Consider the following 22247-nt stretch of genomic DNA (forward strand, 5'->3'; position numbering starts at 1 on the left):
CGATGGGCGCCTTATTTAATGAACTCACTGTTTGGCACCCCACGCATAGTCTTGCCCTGCCGTGGTAACAACATCAACCAGATAGGTATTATCCAGGGATATTCTTGGTAGAACTTTGGTTGTATTTTTCAGCGGTTGTTTAATCGATGGCAGACGATAAAACAGATTGGGATTATCACCCCGTGCCTTTTTAACTTTAAATCCATTCGCATCAGGCAAAACTGAATAGGTACGCAAGCGTAAATTACCACCCAAACGAGAATGGATTTTTAGCGCGCTTATCTCGCCATTGCTCCAGCGCATATCCACAACAAAACCACCACGCATTACCAGCCCTTTAATTTCACCGTCCGGCCATGCATGCGGAAGTGCCGGTAGCAGATGCACCGCGCCATCATGACTTTGCGCTAACATTTCAGCCATGCCCGAGGTGAAACCAAAATTACCATCAATCTGAAACGGTGGATGCGCATCAAACATATTGGGATAAGTGCCACCATTTTCATTAACGCTACCATCAACTGTCAGCGCCGGCTTAATTTGATCACGCATTAATTTAAGCGCACGATCACCATCCAAAAGACGCGCCCACATATTAATTTTCCAATTCATCGACCAACCAGTCGAGGGATCGCCACGCTGTTCCATAGTCACCCGCGCCGCACTGAATAATTCCGGTGTCTGCAATGGTGAAATTTGGTTGCTTGGATAGAGGCCATACAAGTGCGATATATGGCGATGTTTATCTTGAGGATAATCCCAGTCTTGTAGCCATTCCTGCACTTGATGGTACTTTCCAATTTGCATTGGCGGTAAGCGCGAACGCATTTTTTCCCAAGCAGGAACCCGTGTTTTATCTTCACCCAAAATTTTAGCGGCCGCGATAGTATTGCTGAATAAATCAAACAAGAGTTGATTATCCATAGTCACACCCGCTGCGATCTTTGTACCCGTAGCTTTAGGTACATTCTCGGGTGACATTGAGGGAGAAACAATCAGCCACTTTTTATCCGGTGATTCAATTAAAAAATCTTCAAAAAAAGTAACCGCTGATTTCATGACCGGATAAACTTCCGCCAGGTATTTTTTATCGCCACTGTATAAATATTTTTCCCATAAATGTTGACTGAGCCAGGCACTACTGGTGGGCCAAGGTCCCCAAGAGCGATCAACACCTCCGGTTATGCGCCATATATCCGTATTGTGGTGTGCCATCCAGCCGCGCGCGCCATACATGGTTTTAGCGCTCTCTTGCCCGGTTGCAGACAACTCTTTCGTCATAGTAATCAGCGGCTCGTGCAACTCACTTAAATTAGTGATTTCCGCCGGCCAGTAATTCATTTCAGCATTAATGTTGAGCGTGTATTTGCTATCCCAAGGAGGATCTTGGCGATGATTCCATAGGCCTTGCAAATTTGCGGGCTGACTGCCGGGTTGCGATGATGAAATCAATAAATAACGGCCAAACTGAAAATATAAGCTAGCCATTTGCGGATCATGCCGCGTTGCAAATAAACGAATGCGTTTATCCGTCGGCTCTTGGGAAAATTCATTATCGCCAAGATCTAATGAAACACGTGAAAAATAGTGATTATAAAAATCGCTGTGCGCTTTCTTGCGCGCAGAATAGTTATCGCCAGAAAAATTGGTTACCGCTTTTTGCAGTAAGGATTGTGAACCTGCGAGTGCATCACCGCTAATATCGCGATAATTAATAAAGTTCGTCGCCATGGAGACCAAAATAAGGGCTGAATCTGCGTTGGTAATCTGCAGCCGATTATCGGTAACGCTTAACTTCCCACCTTGCGGAATCACTTTCACCAACGAGGCCAATTTAACTTGGCCTTTAATACCTTCGTGATCTTTCGATAATCCCTGCATCATCAAGGTTGAGCCATCACTCCCGACTGAAAAATTCATTGGCGATGGATGCGAAAGTTGGGCAGAAAAAGTCAGTGCACCCGCTTTGCTCGCCGTTAATTTGATGGCAACTACCTGATCGACAAATGAGGTAAATACTTCGCGCTGATAAGTCACTCCATCAACTTGATAACGGGTTGTGGCTACAGCATTCTCGATATTTAAATCGCGATAATACTGCTGGTAATTTTTGTGATCAGGAAAAGTGAGGTGTAAGTTGCCAGCAGTCTGGTATGGCATGCCATTGGCGCCTTGGCTGGTTATCGCTTTCTCGCCCAGTTTTTCAGCAGCTTCATATTGGCCCGCAGCGATTAATTGGCGAATCTCCGGTAACGCCTTCAATGCGGCGGGATTGAGATTATTGTGCGGCCCACCCGCCCAGAAAGTATTCTCATTGAGCTGGATATTTTCATTCACAGGATCACCATAAACCATAGCACCCAAACGCCCATTCCCCAGTGGCAAAGCTTCTTCCCACAAAGTTGCAGGCTGGGCATACCAAATTTTGTGAGGTTCAGCGGCAAAAACCGTAAAGGACAGACAGTGGAGCATACAGAAGACGAATATTTTTCGCATAGTGGTAGATCCCTGATAATTTTTATTTGAGCTTCAGTCTATGCTCATCCCTTAGCGCTTGAAATTTGTTTATCCTAAAAAAACATTTTTTAACACGCAGTAATCACTACTGATAAGTAGAAATAAAATCGGCGCTATATAGCGCCGATGGTCAAAAGCTTTATTAAAACAACATAACTATTTTAATAGCTTTTTCAGCTGCGGCTCCAACGATTTAGCCCAGAGTTCATAGCCTTTTTCGTTAGGGTGTAATAAATCCGGCATTATTTCTTTACTTAGCACACCCTCTTTGGTCAAAAACGTTTGATTGATATCGGCAAAATATACTGTCTTGTTGTCAGCGTAGCCTTTAATAATTGCATTAACGCCATCATTAATTTGGCGTAACTTTCCATCAGGTTTTTCGTCGCGTGGGAACACTGCCAGTAACAAAACTTTGGTATTAGGCAAACGCTGCTGCAATTCACCGAGCAAGTTTTTAATTCCTGCTGCGGTGGTCGCCGGGTTCTCATGGCGATGACCGGTATTATTAGTGCCGATCATCATCACCACCAATTTGGGAGACATATTTTCAACTGCGCCGTGCTGCAAACGCCATAACACGTTCTCGGTACGGTCGCCGCCAAAACCTATCGCAAATGCATTGCGCTTGGCGTAGTGTTTTTCCCACACTGGCGCGCCTTCTTTTTCCCAACCCTGGGTAATGGAATCGCCGATAAACAACAAATCAATTTTTCCTCCCTTAGCAGCAATCGCTTTAGCATCAGCCAATTTTTGTTGGTGGCGAGGTAGCCACCAATCAATCGACCACCACTCGTTTAATAAATCCGGCGTTACCGACACTGTTTTGTAATCAGGGCAACTGACGAGAGCAACATCTTTCGGGGTTTGAATCAGCAGTTGCATATTGGCCACCGCCACTTCACCCGCACCGCCCACCTCCAATGCAAACGGCATAGTGGTCGCATTGAAATTATCTTGCTCTTGTTTAAAGCAGCTCAGCGGCACATACACTTTTTGCCAGCCTTTACCCACCAAATCACGCGCAGGTAAAGTAAAGGGAACTACGCGATCACAATTTTCTTTTTGGCATTCCATCTTGAATGAAACACCACCTTTCGCCAGCTCATTGATTTTAATATCAACAGCCAACACACCAGTTTTCATATGCGTAGTTAAATCCAGTGGCTCGCCACTTTCCAGTGTCAGGCCCGCGCGCCAGGTATCTTTCCACGTGAAGGTCAATGCATCTTCCTGCACATCTTTATCAGCGGTTTGAACTTTGACATCACCTTTTGGTAACGCGGAAAACGCACCACTCAGGATTTGTTGACGCTCGTAGTTTTCAATAAAGATATGCCAGGGCTGTAATGGACGACGCACATACAAATTAATATCTTGCGGTTCACCATTGGCAACACCTGCAACATTCTCTGGCAATTGCTTAGCAGAAGATTTACCGGATTTGTAAGTCAAACCGTAACCCAATTTAAATAATGGGTCGTAACCTTTGTGCTGCTTATTCAACACATCTTGCAGCGGCAGCTTTGGCCAGGAGAATGAAAGCTTGCCAGTAAAATCAAAATTCGCTTTACCATCGGTTTTTGCAATTAACACATCAGCAATACCGGCGCCTTCCGAACCGGGCAGCCAAGCAGCAACAAATGCATCGGAAGCATTAATTTCCGGATTAACCCACATAGGTCGGCCGGATAAAAATACCGATACTGTCGGGATACCCTGTGCTTTTAATTTTTTCAGCAGCTCCAGACTTTTCTTTTTCGCTGGCTCAAATTCCAATGTATCGCGATCACCACTGCCTTCTGCATAAGGATTCTCACCAAACACAACAATTGCTACATCCGGTTTTTGCGTCGCAGAATGTTGTGCAAGGGAACCATCAACTGACAGGATTGTTTTGCCACCAGCAGCTTCAACTGCGGTTTTGATTCCGCTGTAAATAGAGGTCGCGCCGGGGAAACGGAAATTTTCTTTGGCATCAGCCACGCCTTGCCACCAGATACTCCAGCCACCTGCTTGTTTACCGATATTGTCGGCACCATCACCGGCAACCAAAATTGTTTTGGTTGGATTAATGGGCAAAACTTTGTTGGTATTTTTTAATAACACCAAGCTTTCACGCACAGCTTGACGCGCAACCGCGCGATGCTCTGCACTACCGACTACCGATTTATCGCCCGCATAGGCGCGCTCGGATGGTTTTTTATCCCACAAATGTGCGCGCATTTTTACGCGCAGAATCCGGCGCACAGCATCATCAAGACGCGCTTGTGATATCTCGCCCGACTTCACTTGCTTTAAAGTGTTTTCGATCATGGCTTTCCAATCGTAGGTCACCATCAGCAAATCAATACCGGCGTTGATCGCCTGCGCACAGGAATCGTTGGTGCAGCCAGGAACTTGACCGTGGCCATTCCAATCACCCACCACCAAACCATCAAAGCCCATACGGTTTTTTAATACATCGGTGAGCAAATATTTATTGCCATGCATTTTCTCGCCGTTCCATTCACTGAAACTGGCCATCACGGTTTGCACACCGGCATCTAACGCAGGCACATAACCGGCGTTGTGAATTTTGACTAATTCTTTTTCAGAAATACGTGCATTACCTTGGTCGTCGCCGCCTTCAGTACCACCGTCTGCGAGGAAATGTTTTGCGGTGGCGATAACGCGATCACTCGCCAAAAATTCATTGGTATTTGGTTTGCCCTGCAAACCTTCCACCATTGCGGTGGCATATTTGGCAACCAATGCGGGATCTTCTGAATAGCTTTCGTATGTGCGCCCCCAGCGATCATTTTGCGCAACCGCTAATGTGGGAGCAAAAACCCATTCCGTACCCGTTGCGCGCACTTCTTTTGCGGTAGCTGCTCCAATCTGGCGAATCAAATCCGCATTGTGCATTGCACCCAAACCGATGTTATGCGGAAACAGCGTCGCACCGGTTAAATTGTTGTGACCATGAACAGCATCTGTGCCCCAGAAAATTGGAATAGCTTGTTTGCCATCACTGGTATCCATGGAAGCAACATACAACGCATCGAGAAAATCCACCCAATCTTTCGGTTGTGCATTATCGATACGGTTGGGCATAGAGCCGCCGCCATTGAGCACTGAACCTAAATGGTATTTTTTAATATCATCCGGCGTAACCGTTTGGATTTCAGCTTGCATAATTTGCCCGACTTTTTCTTCGAGCGTCATTTTTTGCAAGATGCTTTCTAATTTCGCATTGAACTCAGCGGAATCTTTAATGGGCGATTCGGCTTTTGGCCAAAGATTGATATTGGTTTTTTGTTCGGCGTGAACGGAATAGTTAGCCGATAAAATTGCGGCGGCCATAAGACCGAGTGCCGCTAGTTTTTGAAGTTTTTTCATTTCGCATTCACCACAACTTGTCTCTGCACACCCATTCCTTCAATACCCAATTCCATTACATCGCCTTCATTTAAATAGAGCGGTGGTTTTTGGCCGAGGCCCACACCCGGAGGAGTTCCGGTGCTGATAACATCGCCGGGTTGCAGGCTCATAAATTGCGAAAGGTAATGCACTAAAAATGCAGGGCCAAAAACCATTTGGTCAGTAGAGCCATTTTGGAATGTTTTGCCGTTTACTTTTAACCACAAATTTAAATTAAGTGGATCAGGCACTTCTTTTTTCGTTACCAGATAAGGGCCAATTGGACCGAAGCTATCGCAACCTTTGCCCTTGTCCCATTGACCACCCGGACGCTCTAATTGGAAATTACGTTCCGACACATCGTTAATTACGCAATAACCCGCGATATGATCCAAAGCGTCGGCTTCAGACACATAGCTCGCGTGCTTGCCAATCACGATACCTAATTCAACTTCCCAATCCAGTTTGGATGAATTGCGCGGTTTAATGACATTGTCATTCGGGCCGGTAATCGCGCTGGTTGCCTTCATAAAAACCACAGGTTCCGATGGCACAGCAACGCCAGATTCTGCAGCGTGGTCAGCGTAGTTCAAACCGATGCAAATAAATTTACCTACGCCATTTACGCAAGGACCAAAACGACCCGGCTCATCAACCAGTGGCAGGGAATTGATATCCAATTGCGCAATTTTTTTCAGCGACTCTTCACTCAGTGCAGCACCATTAATATCAGGTACAACTGAGCTTAAATCGCGCACCTTGCCATTGCTGTCCAAAATTCCGGGGCGTTCTTGACCTGAGTTTCCGTAACGAAGTAATTTCATATATAAGCTTCCAAAAAAATTAATTGCTCCAACCACCATCAATGATATTGATGGTGCCAGTGGTAAATGCCGATGCGTCGCTCGCCAGATAAAGTGCCAGCTCTGCCATTTCACGGGCAGTGCCTAAACGCCCCATAGGTTGGCGTGCGACAAAATTTTTATAGGCGGTTTCGTAATCGCCAGTTGCATGCAAACGCTGCTCAAGCGACGGCGTTTGCACTGTGCCCGGACAAATTGCATTGCAGCGAATGCCTTGGGTAACAAAATCCGCAGCGATTGCTTTCGTCATGCCGATAACCGCTGCTTTTGTCATGCCGTAAGCAAAACGATTGGGCGCACCTTTAATGGAACTGGCAACCGATGACATATTGATAATAGAGCCGCCGCCACGCTCAACCATCCCGGGCAAAAACGTGCGGATCATGCGATACATGGAACTTACATTTAAATCGAATGAAAAATTCCAATCATTTTCATCGCAATCCAAAATAGTTCCGCTGTGCACAAAGCCGGCGCAGTTAAATAAAATATCGATGCCGCCAAGCTCTTTGCTGAGCGCGATAACTTCATCGTTCTTTAATACGTCCAGCTTGCGCGTCTCGCAAGCAACCAATTCGCTAAGCGCATTGATATTAATATCCGTTGCAATAACGCGCGCGCCTTCAGCGGCAAATAGCTCTGCGCTTGCGCGCCCTATGCCTTGCGCGGCAGCGGTAATTAATGCGGTTTTACCTTCCAGTCGTTTCATAATTATTTATTTTTGTAAGACGGCTCGCATAACAATCAGCCGCACAGTGGTTATAAAAATCAGGCGATTCTGCGCACCGGCAAACAACTGGGGCCGATGGGTTCAAATGCCTTGTATGTCAGGATAAATTCCTGGTGGCCTAACTCTTCTGAAACACTGCGTTTGCCGGAGGCAACATCGATTACGTTTTGTAAAATTTCTTCGCCAACCTCATCCAGTGTTGCTTCACCTTCCAGTATGCGGCCTGCGTTGACATCCATATCGCCGGCGAGGCGACGATAGGTTTCCGGATTGGCGCAAACTTTTATCACTGGCGATATAGCGGAACCCACAACGGAGCCGCGTCCGGTGGTAAATAGAATGACGTGAGAACCACAGGCAATTAATTCGATGATTTCGGCGTTGTCGGAAATATTCGGGAAACCAAAACGCGGCTCGCCATCGGGCACTACATCCAATAAATACAAACCACCTGCGGGTGGAATATCGCCAGGTTTAATCAAACCGCTAATGGGTGATGAACCGGACTTTGAATAAGCGCCCATGGATTTTTCTTCGAGCGTCGTTAATCCGCCATCGGCATTGCCCGGTGCGAAACTGCCGAAGCCCATTACGCGATAATAGTGCTCGGCCTTGGCAACACAGGCTTCAATTTCCTCGCCCAACTCTGGCGTGATGGCGCGATCCGCCATAATGGTTTCGCAGCCAATTAATTCGCCGGTCTCTTCAAAAATACAAATTGCATCGGCTGCGACTAAGGCATCGAAGCAACGACCAACGGCAGGGTTAGCACTGATGCCGCTGGTACCGTCGGAGCCGCCGCATATAGTCCCAACAATTAATTCATGTAAATACATGGGCACGCGCGCCACTTTTTCGGCTTCGCTTTGCAAACGTTTTACGGCTGCGATACCCGCATCGATTGTTGCTTTGGTTCCGCCTGTTTCCTGAATAACCAATAATTCAGCGGGGCGATTAGTGGCGAGAATATCGCGCAATAATTTTTCGCGATTCATACTTTCGCAACCGAGCGATACTAAAAGCGCACCACCGATATTGGGATGCGTGCACACAGCGCGCATCATGTCGTAGGCGTATTGATTGGGATAACAACCGGGGAAACCAATTAAATGCACATCAATGTCATCGATAAGATTCACGATGCGGCGCGTAACGTGATGAGCGCATTCAACCAAATAGGCCACCACAATCACGTTGCGGATGCCCTTGCGACCATCGGCGCGCAACCAGCCATTGAAACTCACATTATTATTCACGACTCACTCCTGTCTTTATTCTGGCGAGTGCGGGTGTGACTCGGAATGTAATCACTTTTCATATTGTGCATATGTACATGCGCACCTTTTGCAACGGCTTCAGTCATGGAGCCAATGGGCGCGCCGTAGCGATAAACTTTATCGCCCTGCTGCAAATTCACGCGCGCAATTTTGTGACCGACAGCGATGTCAATTTCGCTGATAAGTTTTTCACCATCGATACTGATTTCATCACCCGGATGAAATTGTTTTACGCACACCAGAATATTGTCATCCGGGTGCAGCAAGATCACCGGCGCTATGGCTGGTTTTTGTTGCGCCCCGGAATCGGCAGATTGCGTCATACGTAATCCTGAAAAATAAAAGAAACAAAAAATTAGGCCGGTGTCGGCGCAGCTGGATGTAACAACTCACGCTCACGCAATTGCTGCCAGAGTTCCCCGGGAATCGGTGTATTCATCCATTCCAATGCTTGTTGCACCTGGGTATCGGTAGCGAGGCCAGCCAACACTGAACAAATTTGTGGATGGGCGATGGGAAATTGCAACGCAGCTGCGGCGAGCGGCACGGCAAATTCTTCGCACACGGTTTCCAATTGCGCGACCCGATCAATGATCGCTTGCGGCGCTGGTTCATAGTTGTAATGCAACGGGATTTTGCCGCTCGCGATATCGGTACTTTTAACGCCCGTTGCCAAAATGCCGGAATTAAACGGGCCACCGAGAATCACCGATGCACCGCGCCGCGCGCATAGCGGCAGAAAACTTTCCCAGGCGCTTTGCTCCAGCAAGGTGTAGCGGCCAGCCAACAAGAAGCCATCAAAATCGCCATGCTTTAACGCCGCCTCACAGATCTGCCATTCATTGGTGCCAAGGCCAATCGCCGTCACCTGCCCCGCCGCTTTTAATTCATTCATCGCGCGGTAGCCGCCATCCATAAATTCGCGAAAGCGCGCGGGATGATCAGCGCCATGAGTGAGTGGCCCTAAATCATGGGCGAGCAAAATATCGATGTGTTTGCGGCGCAAGCGTTTCAAGCTCGATTCAAACGAGCGCATTACGCCGTCGTAGCTGTAATCAAAACGCGGTTCCAATGGTGGCGCATCGGCAAAACCATGACGCACCGACGCAGTTGAACTGCTCGGCACCAACAAGCGCCCGACTTTGGTGGAGATGATTACCGGCTCAGCTACCGGATTCTTGGCAAGCGCAGCCCCGAGCCGGGATTCACTCAAACCAAAACCGTAGTGGGGCGCGGTATCGAAATAACGGATGCCAGAATCCAGCGCCGACTTCACCGCGCTAGCGGCTTGTGCATCACTTAAGGGTTGGTAAAGGTTGCCAATCGGTGCTGCGCCGAAGCCCAGCAAGGACATAGGCAGGGTGCTACGTCCAAAAGTACGCGTTGGAAGAAGTTTGAACTTATCCACACAGCCTCTTTTTATAATCAGGTTTTTATTTTTAACTTTTATTATTGAAACAAGAACTGCCAGTAAAAAATCATTCTAGCCGAAGGCCGTCAGGATTCACATATAGTTATTTAGACTTTTTGTAAAAAGATCGTCAATTGTTAGTTTGTTTTTTTGTCTGTTTTTTGAACGCCCACAAAAAAGCCGACTGCTTGAGTCGGCCTCTTGCGAAAAGCGAGGGAAAAACCTTAGTCGATCAACCCGTGGGAGATTTTGTCTGCGGCTTGCAGCAAGCGCTCCAACACGCGATCAGTACTAATCGCCTGGGATTTGATGTGGATAAACGGAATTATCAATACGGCAGATGCGCCATGCACACCAATAATCGGCACGCAGAAATCCGTCACACCATCCACGAAGTCACTGGCGAGCTGGATATAGCCCAGATCAACCCCTTTGCGCGCCTTGGCGAGGAAGCGCTCAATACGCTCCAGATCCACAGTCGCCGACAGCAGTGGCAACCAGCCAGCTTGTACATCCGGCGTGGCAAAACCGTAGAGCAGCGCACCGGAGTTGGTGTCGATCAAGCGACGGCGATAGCCAACGCGGACGGAGAAACCAAGGTCCATCGGGCTTTCGAGACGGGCGACAACCACTATCTGGTCGCCAGACGGAACCACCAAGTGGCAGGACTGGCCCAGTTCGCGGGTCAATTCCTTCATCACCGGCAAAGCAACTTCCAGCAGGGTTTTGGCGGTGCCCTGTGAAATACCGAGGGTGAAGAGTTTGTTGGTGAGCATGTAGCCATCGCGGCCATCGGGCATCTGGGTGATAAAGCCGCGGTATTCGAGCGCGAGTACCATACGGAACAATTCACTCACAGAGCGCCCGAGTGCGGTGGCCATTTGTGAAGTAGTCATGGGGGATGAGTTGCGCGCGAGCAATTCGAGAATATCCAGGCCTTTTTCTAACGCGGGGGCACGGTATTTACGCTCGGATTCCTCGGCAGTTTCCAGTTGGGCATTGTCGAGTTCTTTCGTCATCATAGAAGTCATAGTGTCTTTCTCATTATTAGTATTTTAGTGGTCGTCATTCCGTTGTTGTTTTATGAAGCCTTGCAGATGCAGCGGAACATCACTCGGGGCTAAACTTTATCCAAGTCACGGCCGGATTTTACCCATAGAATTTTTCAGAAGGCGTTCCACTTTACGTAATTCGATAAAAACGTAAACTTGTACCTATAAAAACCTTTTCATTTTTGATTGATCCATACCCACTAAGTACATGATCAACAAGATTAAGCCAATTTTTATAGGTAGCGAGCTGCTTGTTTGGCGCCAAACCCATGACAGGCCAGTCGCTACCCCACATCAACCGCTCTGCCCCAAAAATATCGACCAAATATTTTATATAGGGCGCCAATGCCAGCTCGCCTTGATCCTTCCCCGCTTCGGTAGATAAACCAGAAATCTTGCAATAAATAGAAGGGAGTGCAGCGATGCGCGCAAGTGCGGCGCACCAATCATCCGCCGGTTGATCATTGCCGATAATCGCCGGCTTGGCCGCGTGATCAATCACAATCGGTAAATCAGGATGACGGCGCGCGAAAGTTTCCAGATACGGTAAATGGCGGGTGTAAACCAGTGCATCAAAACTTAATTGATGGCGCTTCATCGCCGCGATAGCAGGTTCAAGTTCCGGGCGTAAAATCCAATCGTCTTCCGGCAGGCATTGCAGCATCGGGCGCAGGCCGCGCATTTTGGGATGCTGCGCCAAATGTGCGATACGCTCAGGCGCATCTGGTGAAGCGAGATCAACCCAGCCGACAACCGCTTTAACAAAATCAGATTGCTCAGACAACGCCAACAAATAATCAGTATCCGCATCGCTTTGTTGGGTTTGCACCAACACCGAACCGGTTACGCCGTTGGCAATTGCAATGGGCGTTAAATCCTCCAATGCAAAATCACGGTAGATCGCGTTCAGATCCGGCGTCGGCCAGCAGCAACCGTGTTGCCCAATTTGCCAGCAATGTTGATGGGCATCGATCACGATAAACCCGCTTCAGCCTTATCGCGGCTGCGCGCGTAAATCGCAATCACCACAAAACTCACCAGCGGCACAGCGACCGCGAGGTGGATCGAACTCATGTCCGACACCAATCCCATAATCGCCGTGAGCACCGCGCCGCCGATAATCGCCATCACCACCAGCGCCGAACCGGCTTTTGCCAAAGATCCGAGGTTTTTCACACTCAGGGCAAAAATAGTGGGGAACATCAGCGACATAAAAAAGCTGGTCGCTGCCAAGGCCAGCAGGCCGGAATGACTGGGAACGAGAATCGCAAACGCACAGAGAGCAACATTGGCGAGGGCGTAAATCCACATCAGCCAAGCGGCGCGGAAGCGCACCATCAATGCCGTCGCCACAAACCGGCCAATCATAAAGACGACCAATGACCCCATCAGATAATTCGCGAGGGTTTTCTCGCCCGTACCCGGCACCGCTTCTTGTCCGTAACGGATCAGGAAACTCCAAATGCACACCTGCGCGCCCACATAAAAGAACTGCGCCATTACGCCAAACATAAATTCGCGGTTGCGCAGCAGGGTTTTGTAATCGCGCCAGCTGCCGGTTTCATCCGTCGCAGCTTGAGTGGCGATGCGCGGAAACTTCACCGCCAGCACCAACAACGCCCAGGCGAGCACCACCAAACCAATCACCAGATAAGGCCCCTGCACCGCTTGGGATTCAAACTGATAAAACTGCTCCAGCTGCTCAGCGTTCATCACCGCCAGCTCTTCAACTGTCGGTTCATTGCCGGAGAGAATAAATTCGCGCCCAATCAAAATCCCCGCAATGCAACCAAAGGGATTAAACGATTGCGCAAAGTTGAGCCGACGCTCGGCAGTAGCCGGATCCCCCATGGCCACAATCAGCGGATTGGCGGAGGTCTCCAAAAATGCGAGGCCGCTGGCGATCACAAAAAGCGCGCCGAGGAACAACACATATTCGCGCTCTACCGCAGCGGGATAAAACAGAAATGCGCCCGCCGCATACAACAGCAGGCCGAACACCACAGCGGCTTTGTAGCCGTAGCGTTTCATCCAGAGCGCAGCGGGAATCGAGAACACAAAATAGCCGGTATAAAAGGCGGACTGCACCAACCCGGCCTTGAAGTCCGAGAGGGTGAATACCTTTTTGAACTGGGTAATCAAAATATCGTTGAGGTTATTGGCCATGCCCCACAAAAAGAACAGGCTGATAATCAGGATTAACGGCAACAGCAGGCTTACAGGTTTATCGTTATTGTTCATTACAGCTCCATTGGGTACGCCCGCGATCAAGCCGCGTAAGTCACTACCACATTGTCATTATTAGGATGGAGAGCGCTCATTCGAGTGAGCTTCTAGTCAGTATAAAAACGCCTTACGGATTCATGCGTAAAAGCAGGTTTATACATAAAAGATGCTAACATAGAGTCATAGCAACTATAACAATTTTTATGCGAGTTTATCCCTATGATCCTGGCCAGTATCGACGACTACCGCACCCTTGCGCGCAAACGCCTGCCCCACTTCCTGTTTGAGTACATCGACGGCGGCGCTTTCAGCGAAACAACACTGCGCAATAACCAGCTCGATTTGCAACAAATCGCTCTGCGCCAACGAGTGTTGCGCGATGTTTCCAACATATCTACTAATACCCATTTATTCGGCCAGGATTTTTCGCTGCCGCTGGGATTATCGCCCGTAGGGATTGCCGGTTTGAATGCGCGACGCGGCGAAGTACAAGCGGCGCAAGCAGCAGAGGAAGCAGGCATTCCTTTTTGTTTGTCGACGGTATCGGCCTGCTCCATTGATGAAGTGCGCGCGGGCGTTAACAACCCGATCTGGTTTCAGCTGTATATGATCCGCGACCGCGGCTTCCTGCGCGAAATGCTCGCGCGCGCCAAAGCCGCTGGCACAAACACCTTGTTATTCACCGTTGATATGCCGGTGCCCGCCACACGCTATCGCGATATGCGCTCGGGTTTATCAGGCGGCAGTCTGTGGCAACGCAAACTCACCCGCGTCGGACAAGTCCTGACCAAACCTCACTGGGCGTGGGATGTCGGCCTGCTCGGTCGCCCGCACTGCTTGGGCAACATAGTGCCGGTGCTGGGTGAGAAAGCGGGTATCGATGATTTCTGGGCGTGGCTGGGCGCGAACTTTGACCCTACGGTAACTTGGGATGATATCGACCGCATCCGGGCCGAATGGGACGGCCAGTTTATTATCAAAGGTATTCTCGATGCCGATGATGCCAAACAAGCCAAAGCCATCGGTTGCGATGGTTTGATCGTCTCCAACCACGGCGGCCGCCAATTGGACGGTGCACTCTCCTCGATCAAAGCCCTGCCGCGCATCGCCGATGCCGTTGGCGATGACCTAAGCCTGATTCTCGATTCCGGCGTGCGCTCCGGCTTGGATATCGTCCGCGCTATGGCGCTGGGCGCAAAAATGGTGATGATCGGCCGCCCTTGGGTGTACGCATTGGCGGCGCGACAAAAACGCGGCGTGAAAGAAATTATCGAACTCTTTGCCAAAGAAATGCGTGTAGCCATGGCGTTATCCGGCTGCACCAAAGTCGCCGATATTAATGCCAGTATGTTGGCTACTACCGAAAAACTTCTGCGCGAGACTGTTTAAAAATCCCACCAAAAGCGCGATGAAAAATTCCGGCGAAAGTGGTGCATACTGACAACCTCTATTCGCCGGATGTGAACCTGATGCGCGACATAAAAAACATCGACCTGAATTTATTGAAAGCACTGGACGCATTGCTGGATGAGCGCAGCGTAACGCGCGCGGCCGAGCGCTTATCGCTCACCCAACCAGCGATGAGCGGCATGCTGACGCGCTTGCGCGAGAGCTTTAACGATCCACTGTTTGTGCGCTCACAGCGCGGGGTTGTGCCCACCCAACGTGCGTTGGAATTAGCTGCACCGGTCAAGCAAGTTTTGGCGGAAATTGCTGTGCTGCTTACGCCCGCTGAATTCGATCCGCTTACGGCAAAAACGACCTTATCCATCGCCGCAACCGACTACGCATTGCAAGCGGTGGCTGTACCTTTTGTGCTGGAATTAAAAAAGCGCGCGCCGAATATTCGCGTGGCATTGCTGCCAATTGAAAATGAAAGTTTGCATGCGCAATTGGAGCGCGGTGATATCCAATTGGTGCTATTAAGCCCCGCAAATAGTCCACCCGATTTACATGCGCGCCGCTTGTTCGATGAAGAATACGTGTGCGTGATGCGCGACCAACATCCCGCGGCAAAAGCACCTTTAACGCTCGATGAATTCTGCAATCTTGAGCACGCACTTTTCTCTTACAACGGTGGTTGTTTTAGCGGCGCGACCGATGAAGCCCTCGCAAAAATCGGGCGCGAACGGCAAGTGATGCTTTCGGTAAAATCTTTTTTAGTGATGACCAATATCGTCCGCGCCAGCGACTTGATTTCCGTTGTGCCCAAACGTCTGGTTGAACATCTCGACGGATTGGTAATGCAAGAAACTCCCTTGAAGGTTGAAGGTTATGCGCTAGTGGCTGCGTGGCACGAACGCACCCATAAAGATCCCGCCCACCGCTGGGTGCGCGATCTGCTGTTTGAATTATTTATAACCGACTAGTCAGATCAGGATTCACTCAAACATCTTCAGATATAAAATTTCCTGATGGCAACCATAAGAAAATAAGAATTTTTATATACCTGAGGAGAGGTTAATCTGCACTCCATGAATTCGATTCTACAAACCTCATTACGAATCTTGCAGTAAAACCTGTTTTCCTCTGGAGACTCTCATGTCCGCACTTTTTACCCGTTTCAAACTCAAGGATGTTGAATTACGCAATCGCATCGCCGTGCCGCCCATGTGCCAATACATGGCGACCGACGGTTTCAGCAACGACTGGCATCTTGCGCACTACAGCAGCATTGCGCGCGGTGGTGCAGGCTTGGTGATTGTCGAAGCCACCGCAGTATCACCAGAAGGCCGCATCTCTCCCGGCTGCTTAGGTTTGTGGAGCGACGAACACGCCGCCGGTCTCGCACAAATCGCCAGCGCGATTAAAAAAGCCGGTGCCGTTCCCGGCATCCAGATCGCACACGCCGGCCGCAAAGCCAGCGCCAATCGCCCATGGGAAGGCGACGACCACATCCCTGCGAATGATCCACGCGGCTGGGAAACCATTTCACCATCAGCCGTTGCCTTCGGTGGCGATTTGGATAAAACACCGCACGAAATGAGCATCGACGATATCAAACGCGTCTGCGCTGATTTTGCCGCTGCAGCACAACGCGCACGCGATGCTGGATTTGAATGGTTGGAATTGCATTTTGCGCACGGTTATCTAGCGCAAAGTTTTTTCTCCACTCACGCCAATAAGCGCACCGACGAATACGGCGGCAGCCTTGAAAACCGCAGCCGCTTTTTATTGGAAACACTCGCAGCAGTGCGCGGTGTGTGGCCAGAAAATTTGCCGCTAACGGCACGCTTCGGTGTGATTGAATATGATGGCCGCGATGAAGAAACACTCGCCGAATCCATCGAGCTAACCAAACAATTGCGCAAGAACGGTCTGGATATGTTGAGCGTGAGCGTCGGCTTCTCCACACCCGATGCAAACATCCCATGGGCACCCGCATTCCTCGCACCTATTGCCGAAAAAGTTCGCAACACTGCCGACCTACCCGTTTCATCCGCATGGGGCTTCAGCACGCCTGCATTAGCAGAACAAGCCGTAGCAAATAAGCAACTGGATATTGTGATGATTGGCCGCCCACATCTCGCCAATCCACACTGGCCTTATCAAGCCGCACGCGAATTAGGCGTGGACAAACCATCATGGACTTTACCTGCACCTTACGCACACTGGCTTGAACGTTACAGAACCTGATTAATCAACAGCATTTGATTGATCAGAAGCACAACTAAAAATCCCGCAGGCTAAATACCTGCGGGATTTTTAGTTTATCGCTATCAAATGGCTGCGGACTTAACATCACCTCTCCTGCGCGTTATAGTCGCACTCATCTTGGTCGGGGAGCATTACAGTGAAATATTGGACAATTAGCTTAGCGTTTCTTTTATCAATACTATTAACAGCTTGCGCACCGTCAACAACCGTTGAAAAAAATCGTGCACCATTTTCTATTTCCGATTCACTGTTTGATAAATCCCAAACCGATAATTTAGGCTTGCAAAAACCAAAATCGGCCAGCCACCATTTGGTGTTCAAAGCCGAAGCAGGCACTGCACAATACAACCACGGCGCAGTGTTGTTTCCGTTCAAGAATGAATTATTTATCCAATGGCAAAGTTCGCAGAAAGATGAAGATGCGCCCGAAACAAAAATTCTTTACAGCCGTAGCATTGATGGCAATACATGGAGCGAACCACAAACGCTAGTCGTCGCGCGCAAAGATGCGCTGGTCACTAACGGCGGTTGGTGGAGTTATGGCAATACGTTGATTGCATTTATTAATGTCTGGCCCACCAACATGCAACCAAAAGGCGGATACGTGGAATACATCACCAGCGAAGACGGTATTCACTGGTCTCAACCCGCGCACCTGCTGGATCATCAAAGCAAACCTGTTGATGGTGTTATCGAACAAGATTTAAAAACCTTGCCCAACGGTAGAATCCTCACCGCTATTCATCATCAACCCGGTTTAATCGCAAAACCGTTTTACACCGATGACAAAACCGGACTGCGTGGTTGGACTCAAGGCATCATGGAAAACCTGCCACATCAGCCCGGTATCAGCCGCGAACTGGAACCCAGTTGGTTCCTAACTAAAAAATCACAACCAGTGATGGTATTTCGCGATCAAGGCAGCAGCTTCACTGTGTTGGCAGCCCGCAGCAATGACAACGGAAAAACCTGGTCAACACCAACTGCAACCAATATGCCCGACTCCCGCGCAAAACAAAGCGCAGGTAACTTGCCAAATGGAAATGCATTTTTAATTAACAATCCCAGCGGGAATAAAAATCGCGCACCGCTAACAATCACACTCAGCAAAGACGGCGAATTATTTGATAGAGCATTTTTATTGCGCGCCGAATCCGAATTACCACCTATGCTCTATCAAGGCAAATACAAACGCACCGGCTACAGTTATCCCAAAAGTATTGTTTGGAATGATCGGGTATGGACTAGCTACGCAGTAAACAAAGAAGATATCGAAGTGACCTCAGTCGAGATCGGAGATCTATAACATGATTAGCTGCAACCAACACGACTATATCGAAATTGTCTGCATGTACCACTATCCGCTAAAACTCACGCTTAAATCCGGCGACGTTATCGAAGGTGTCGCGCAAGACACTCAACGAAATGATAATCGCGATGAGTGCATAAAAATCACAACCGAAGCCGGAGAACAGCTAGTGGTGTTAAGTGATTTAAAGAAAATGGAAGTGCAAGTTGAGAATCCACACCTTAAGGCTGTGGAGTTTAGCTAAAGCTTATTATTGTCAATCTAATATCAGTAATTACAGCTTACTACGCCGCTAATCTTCCTGACATCATCTCGGCTGCGCCGGAAAAATAGCCTACGCGATAGGTAGACGGGTCATCTGGGCCTTTAAACTTGTAGTTATTGCCACTACTTTTGAATGATTTCAAATAAGCACCAAAGTCACCAAATCGTTGATCAAAATCATTTAAGCTTAAGGGCGCTTTGCGGCCAGCTTCTGTGTATTTATTGTAGTGATTAACCGATTCTTCTCTGATAGAGAACATGACATCTTTTAATTCTTTTCCTTCTTTCCCATTCGCTAACGTTTCAATTTGGGATAGTTCTTTGGGTGATAGGTCTACGCCATTAATTTTCCCACCAGTAATGACTATCTTATCTCCCTTTAACGTGAACTCAAAATCTACGTCTTTAAGGTGCGGATGTTCCTTCTCAATCAGCTCAGAAAACTTTGACTTTGCATCAAAAAGATCGGATGTTTTATAAATGGAATTACCTATGGATGCATCTCTTTCATCCATTGCCATGGTTTGTAATTTCATACCTATTTCATTTAAATCTTTTTCCAATGTTATAACAATCTTATTTTTTTCAGACTGCCCCATTTGATCATAAAGTAATAGCGCATCAGGAACATTCTGTAGCTGATCTAAATAGGCCTTATTAAATCGCCTAAATACAAGATCTCCATTTTCACTTTGAACCTCTTTAAATGCCTCATTGAAATCAGCATCAGTTTCAAATATTTTTGATGGTTCTTCCCAGGTTTCCCTATTTAATTCAGCCAGTTGATGGGCTTCGCTCAACATCACGCCAACAGGAGATAAAGTCACTTTATCTTTATAACTTAACTGTTCGCTAAACCCTTTTTTTAAGCCATATATATCATAAATTGATATCATTTCAGCAGGTGGTGTATTTACCGCATTGTTGTTTGCAACACCTTGGAGGCTAGTATTTTCTGAAGATTTAGCCGTTTGATTATTAATATTTAGGCTGCTGATTGTAATTGTGCTCATATGATCATCCTGATATATCAATCTTCATCAAACAATTTCGATATTTAGTAGTTGAATACTTTCAGCTACGCCTTACTGCCTACATATCTAGTAGTTTTATCGGCAGGACTGCATTGAACTTTAGGTTCTCTTCACAAAAGGTCAAGCGCATAGACAACCACAAAACAGGTAATATTGCGTAATACAATCCGAATCCAGGCACAAATGCGGGTCTGTTTTAAGTGAAAATTAATAGTTTGTGGCTTTAAGAGTCTAACGATATCATTCACTTTTTAAACATGCGATTCAGCTAAGCAGCGCTCCGCTCACTCGTTATATGCTCAACTCTTCATTCGGGATTTTATGCAACTCATTGATATTGATAAAGCGCGTTATCGCAAGCATTTAAAAATAGTATTTATTAGCTGTGCGGTTAGCTTGGCAGTAGGTAGTCTGGCGTTGTCGCAAACCCTGATTGCTATTTTCCCCAATGAAAGTGGCAGCCATTTTCATTGGAACTTATTGGGCGTAGTAGTCAGTGCAGTTACTATTGGTTGGCTACTCAATAAATATCGCAAGCACGATTATATGCGTGAGGTTACTTACGTTTGGGAACTGAAGCAGGCGTTGAATAAGATAACCCGAAAAATACGAAAGATCGAAGCGGCAGCACTTGAGGGTGATAGAAATGCGTTATTGGCGATGCAATTCAGTTATGCCGGTTCGCGATTGGTGTGGCAACTAGACGACAATACACTCACGCTGGATGCACTGGTAATTAAGCAACATGAGCTTGATCGTCTGGCCGAAAAATTCCACCTAACCTTATCGGTAGATGATTACGACGAGAAAATATTAGCTGCGTTTTAGCGTTTTCTATCACTACCTTAATTAAGTAAATATGACCATGCAATCAGACGCCAAAAAACTGGTAGAGAAACATAACAATCTCAATCACTCCGACCTATTGAAAGTCGTATCCCATATTCAACGAGAGCAAGGCGAATGGATTTTGCACACGTTAATGATAGAGGGTTGCGATACACCTTTTAAATTCAAGCGCAAAGGCAATTACCAAAGTTTAAAAGGTGCCAGAGTGAACATTACCTACTACCCTGAACAGCAAGTTGTCGCGGGCATTACATTTGAAGTTATGAAAGTCGTACGTATTAAAAAAGGATGACGCGTTGTTCTATTCACATACTTAGGTGAACCTAACGATAAGAGGGGGGCAGGATGTTAATTCGATTTTTCATAATCCAATCGACTTTACTTGGAACACTTGCTTTTATAATTTGGGCGATTCTCATGTCACCTAATATATGGCCTTTCGCTTTATCTCTGGATACATTGGTAGCAACAGCTGCTGGCATCATTCTCACAGCCATGTTCTTGCTCGTGGTTGCTTGGCCTTTCCAAATTGCTCTGCGCAGAAGATATTCATTGCTTCTTCGAATTTTTGTGGGGGCAATATCAGGTCCAATCGAAGTTTGGCTTGGCCTCCTTGTACTTTCCAGCTACCCAATCAATTTGGAGTGGTACGTGTCAAGGGCTTGGGCACTACATAGTGTTTACACTGCTGTAGGAACAGCCTTCGCCATAGCATGGTATTTCCATCTGCGCTCTAAAGGTTGTTCCAAGCCAACATAGCCTTGCAGTGCGGCTTAATTTAAGTGTTAAGGTGTCAATTTTTCCACCAAAAAAATAGGCGTTGAACTTCTGTTTATGGTCAAATAGCTAACACTAATTTAGACGAATCATCCCCAACCAATCGACAATAACTTTTGTCATCACTTCAGGCTGCTCAAGCGGAATCATATGTCCGGTTCCTTCGATGATTTCAATTTGTGATTCTGGAATAGCATTGCTTAGCTCGTAGGATTCTTCAAGGCTACGCAATTGATCTTGTGCAGCGGCGATCACTAATGTCGGGCATTGAATTGGGTGTTGTGCGAGCGAATCACGGCCTAGCATTGATTGTTTGGAGAACTCTTCATAGCCTAATTGAATTCCCATGTTGCGAATTCGGTTAATCAGCACCTTATCACCAGCGCTGTCCGGATGAAGTGACTTCGTGATTGCTAGCGTGCTCAAGCCTTTAAATCGACTTTGTGAAGATGCTTTGACTGCAGCCTCTTTTAACTTTTTTTGTTCTGGTGTATCAGAGCGGAGCGAGCTGGCGATTAGTATTAGTGCGGCTACGCGATCAGGAAACTGCTCTACTAGGGATCTTGCGATGTAACCACCCAAAGAAAATCCGACTAGTACAAATTGCTTGGGTGCGCCTTGCGCAATATGTTCTGCTATTTGAGAAATGCTTTGCCCTACACGCAAATTGGCGCGGTGAATCTCCCTGCCTGCAGGAAGCAGTTCGATGAACTCATCCCACAATGATTCATCGAGCATAAATCCGGGAATGAGCACTAGCGGTGTTGTATTGCTAACAGGCATCGAATCCTTCTTATCAATTTTCGCAGGCACATTATTTGCTGCCTTTTGTTTTCTTAGAGAAAGTGTTGGGTTTTAAAATTCTTCGCCCACGCTACT

The 22247-nt window shown here is 47.7% G+C and carries 19 protein-coding genes; 7 read left to right on the top strand and 12 right to left on the bottom strand.

Annotated features, from left to right (window positions below):
* Positions 1-24: 24 nt before the first annotated feature.
* From AAGC78_RS07930 to fucP, 10 genes are all read right to left on the bottom strand, one after another.
* The gene (locus AAGC78_RS07930) at positions 25-2496 is read right to left on the bottom strand and encodes a glycoside hydrolase family 95 protein (RefSeq protein WP_435783525.1); all 2472 of its coding nucleotides are present in this window, start codon (positions 2494-2496) and stop codon (positions 25-27) included.
* Positions 2497-2673: 177 nt separating this feature from the next.
* Positions 2674-5898, bottom strand: coding sequence for a glycoside hydrolase family 3 N-terminal domain-containing protein (locus AAGC78_RS07935; RefSeq protein WP_435783526.1), 3225 nt, complete (start codon positions 5896-5898; stop codon positions 2674-2676).
* A complete protein-coding gene (locus AAGC78_RS07940) occupies positions 5895-6743 on the bottom strand; it encodes a fumarylacetoacetate hydrolase family protein (RefSeq protein WP_435783527.1) in 849 nt (282 codons plus the stop codon). Before AAGC78_RS07940 ends, AAGC78_RS07935 begins: the two co-directional genes overlap by 4 nt.
* Before the next feature lie 19 nt (positions 6744-6762).
* Positions 6763-7491 carry an SDR family oxidoreductase gene (locus AAGC78_RS07945; protein ID WP_435783528.1) on the bottom strand — a complete coding sequence of 243 codons (729 nt, stop codon included), beginning with the start codon at positions 7489-7491 and terminating at the stop codon, positions 6763-6765.
* A gap of 59 nt (positions 7492-7550) precedes the next feature.
* Positions 7551-8768 carry a UxaA family hydrolase gene (locus AAGC78_RS07950; RefSeq protein WP_435783529.1) on the bottom strand — a complete coding sequence of 406 codons (1218 nt, stop codon included), beginning with the start codon at positions 8766-8768 and terminating at the stop codon, positions 7551-7553.
* The gene (locus AAGC78_RS07955) at positions 8765-9112 is read right to left on the bottom strand and encodes a UxaA family hydrolase (protein ID WP_435783530.1); all 348 of its coding nucleotides are present in this window, start codon (positions 9110-9112) and stop codon (positions 8765-8767) included. Before AAGC78_RS07955 ends, AAGC78_RS07950 begins: the two co-directional genes overlap by 4 nt.
* 32 nt (positions 9113-9144) lie before the next feature.
* Positions 9145-10197: an aldo/keto reductase gene (locus tag AAGC78_RS07960; RefSeq protein ID WP_435783531.1), complete on the bottom strand. Its 1053-nt coding sequence runs from the start codon at positions 10195-10197 to the stop codon at positions 9145-9147.
* Positions 10198-10424: 227 nt separating this feature from the next.
* Positions 10425-11231, bottom strand: coding sequence for an IclR family transcriptional regulator (locus AAGC78_RS07965; RefSeq protein ID WP_435783532.1), 807 nt, complete (start codon positions 11229-11231; stop codon positions 10425-10427).
* Between the two features lie 151 nt (positions 11232-11382).
* Complete coding sequence (locus tag AAGC78_RS07970; protein WP_435783533.1) at positions 11383-12228, bottom strand: amidohydrolase family protein; 846 nt, start codon at positions 12226-12228, stop codon at positions 11383-11385.
* Entirely contained in the window at positions 12225-13493 is a 1269-nt protein-coding gene (fucP, locus tag AAGC78_RS07975) for an L-fucose:H+ symporter permease (protein WP_435783534.1), read from the bottom strand. Before fucP ends, AAGC78_RS07970 begins: the two co-directional genes overlap by 4 nt.
* Positions 13494-13697: 204 nt before the next feature.
* On the opposite strand from fucP, the gene AAGC78_RS07980 reads away from it, so the two are divergent.
* The 5 genes from AAGC78_RS07980 to AAGC78_RS08000 all read left to right on the top strand — a co-directional run bounded on the left by AAGC78_RS07980 (position 13698) and on the right by AAGC78_RS08000 (position 18688).
* Positions 13698-14867 carry an L-lactate dehydrogenase gene (locus AAGC78_RS07980; protein ID WP_435783535.1) on the top strand — a complete coding sequence of 390 codons (1170 nt, stop codon included), beginning with the start codon at positions 13698-13700 and terminating at the stop codon, positions 14865-14867.
* A 41-nt stretch (positions 14868-14908) separates the two neighbouring features.
* Positions 14909-15847 carry a LysR family transcriptional regulator gene (locus AAGC78_RS07985; RefSeq protein ID WP_435783536.1) on the top strand — a complete coding sequence of 313 codons (939 nt, stop codon included), beginning with the start codon at positions 14909-14911 and terminating at the stop codon, positions 15845-15847.
* A gap of 172 nt (positions 15848-16019) precedes the next feature.
* Positions 16020-17114, top strand: a complete 1095-nt coding sequence (locus AAGC78_RS07990; RefSeq protein ID WP_435783537.1) for an NADH:flavin oxidoreductase/NADH oxidase — start codon at positions 16020-16022, stop codon at positions 17112-17114.
* A gap of 157 nt (positions 17115-17271) precedes the next feature.
* Entirely contained in the window at positions 17272-18441 is a 1170-nt protein-coding gene (locus AAGC78_RS07995) for a sialidase family protein (protein ID WP_435783538.1), read from the top strand.
* 1 nt (position 18442) lies between these two features.
* The gene (locus AAGC78_RS08000; protein WP_435783539.1) at positions 18443-18688 is read left to right on the top strand and encodes a Rho-binding antiterminator; all 246 of its coding nucleotides are present in this window, start codon (positions 18443-18445) and stop codon (positions 18686-18688) included.
* A gap of 40 nt (positions 18689-18728) precedes the next feature.
* Here AAGC78_RS08000 and AAGC78_RS08005 read toward each other — a convergent pair whose 3' ends face one another.
* On the bottom strand, positions 18729-19721 hold the full coding sequence (locus AAGC78_RS08005; protein WP_435783540.1) for a hypothetical protein: 993 nt from the start codon (positions 19719-19721) through the stop codon (positions 18729-18731).
* A gap of 342 nt (positions 19722-20063) precedes the next feature.
* On the opposite strand from AAGC78_RS08005, the gene AAGC78_RS08010 reads away from it, so the two are divergent.
* Together AAGC78_RS08010 and AAGC78_RS08015 are read left to right on the top strand one after the other, a co-directional pair.
* Positions 20064-20570, top strand: a complete 507-nt coding sequence (locus AAGC78_RS08010) for a DUF3087 domain-containing protein (protein ID WP_435783541.1) — start codon at positions 20064-20066, stop codon at positions 20568-20570.
* 37 nt (positions 20571-20607) lie between these two features.
* The gene (locus AAGC78_RS08015; RefSeq protein WP_435783542.1) at positions 20608-20883 is read left to right on the top strand and encodes a hypothetical protein; all 276 of its coding nucleotides are present in this window, start codon (positions 20608-20610) and stop codon (positions 20881-20883) included.
* Between the two features lie 560 nt (positions 20884-21443).
* Here the strand turns inward: AAGC78_RS08015 and AAGC78_RS08020 are convergent.
* Positions 21444-22151 carry an alpha/beta fold hydrolase gene (locus AAGC78_RS08020; RefSeq protein ID WP_435783543.1) on the bottom strand — a complete coding sequence of 236 codons (708 nt, stop codon included), beginning with the start codon at positions 22149-22151 and terminating at the stop codon, positions 21444-21446.
* Positions 22152-22247: the final 96 nt, after the last annotated feature.

It is taken from the genome of Cellvibrio sp., from assembly GCF_039207905.1.
Classification (GTDB): domain Bacteria; phylum Pseudomonadota; class Gammaproteobacteria; order Pseudomonadales; family Cellvibrionaceae; genus Cellvibrio.

What these genes read in the sequence shown, in the direction of transcription:
- AAGC78_RS07930 (WP_435783525.1), bottom strand. Translation starts at nt 2,496, where the DNA reads ATGCGAAAAATATTCGTCTTCTGTATGCTCCACTGTCTGTCCTTTACG.
- AAGC78_RS07935 (WP_435783526.1), bottom strand. Translation starts at nt 5,898, where the DNA reads ATGAAAAAACTTCAAAAACTAGCGGCACTCGGTCTTATGGCCGCCGCA.
- AAGC78_RS07940 (WP_435783527.1), bottom strand. Translation starts at nt 6,743, where the DNA reads ATGAAATTACTTCGTTACGGAAACTCAGGTCAAGAACGCCCCGGAATT.
- AAGC78_RS07945 (WP_435783528.1), bottom strand. Translation starts at nt 7,491, where the DNA reads ATGAAACGACTGGAAGGTAAAACCGCATTAATTACCGCTGCCGCGCAA.
- AAGC78_RS07955 (WP_435783530.1), bottom strand. Translation starts at nt 9,112, where the DNA reads ATGACGCAATCTGCCGATTCCGGGGCGCAACAAAAACCAGCCATAGCG.
- AAGC78_RS07965 (WP_435783532.1), bottom strand. Translation starts at nt 11,231, where the DNA reads ATGACTTCTATGATGACGAAAGAACTCGACAATGCCCAACTGGAAACT.
- fucP (WP_435783534.1), bottom strand. Translation starts at nt 13,493, where the DNA reads ATGAACAATAACGATAAACCTGTAAGCCTGCTGTTGCCGTTAATCCTG.
- AAGC78_RS07980 (WP_435783535.1), top strand. Translation starts at nt 13,698, where the DNA reads ATGATCCTGGCCAGTATCGACGACTACCGCACCCTTGCGCGCAAACGC.
- AAGC78_RS07990 (WP_435783537.1), top strand. Translation starts at nt 16,020, where the DNA reads ATGTCCGCACTTTTTACCCGTTTCAAACTCAAGGATGTTGAATTACGC.
- AAGC78_RS08000 (WP_435783539.1), top strand. Translation starts at nt 18,443, where the DNA reads ATGATTAGCTGCAACCAACACGACTATATCGAAATTGTCTGCATGTAC.
- AAGC78_RS08005 (WP_435783540.1), bottom strand. Translation starts at nt 19,721, where the DNA reads ATGAGCACAATTACAATCAGCAGCCTAAATATTAATAATCAAACGGCT.
- AAGC78_RS08010 (WP_435783541.1), top strand. Translation starts at nt 20,064, where the DNA reads ATGCAACTCATTGATATTGATAAAGCGCGTTATCGCAAGCATTTAAAA.
- AAGC78_RS08015 (WP_435783542.1), top strand. Translation starts at nt 20,608, where the DNA reads ATGCAATCAGACGCCAAAAAACTGGTAGAGAAACATAACAATCTCAAT.
- AAGC78_RS08020 (WP_435783543.1), bottom strand. Translation starts at nt 22,151, where the DNA reads ATGCCTGTTAGCAATACAACACCGCTAGTGCTCATTCCCGGATTTATG.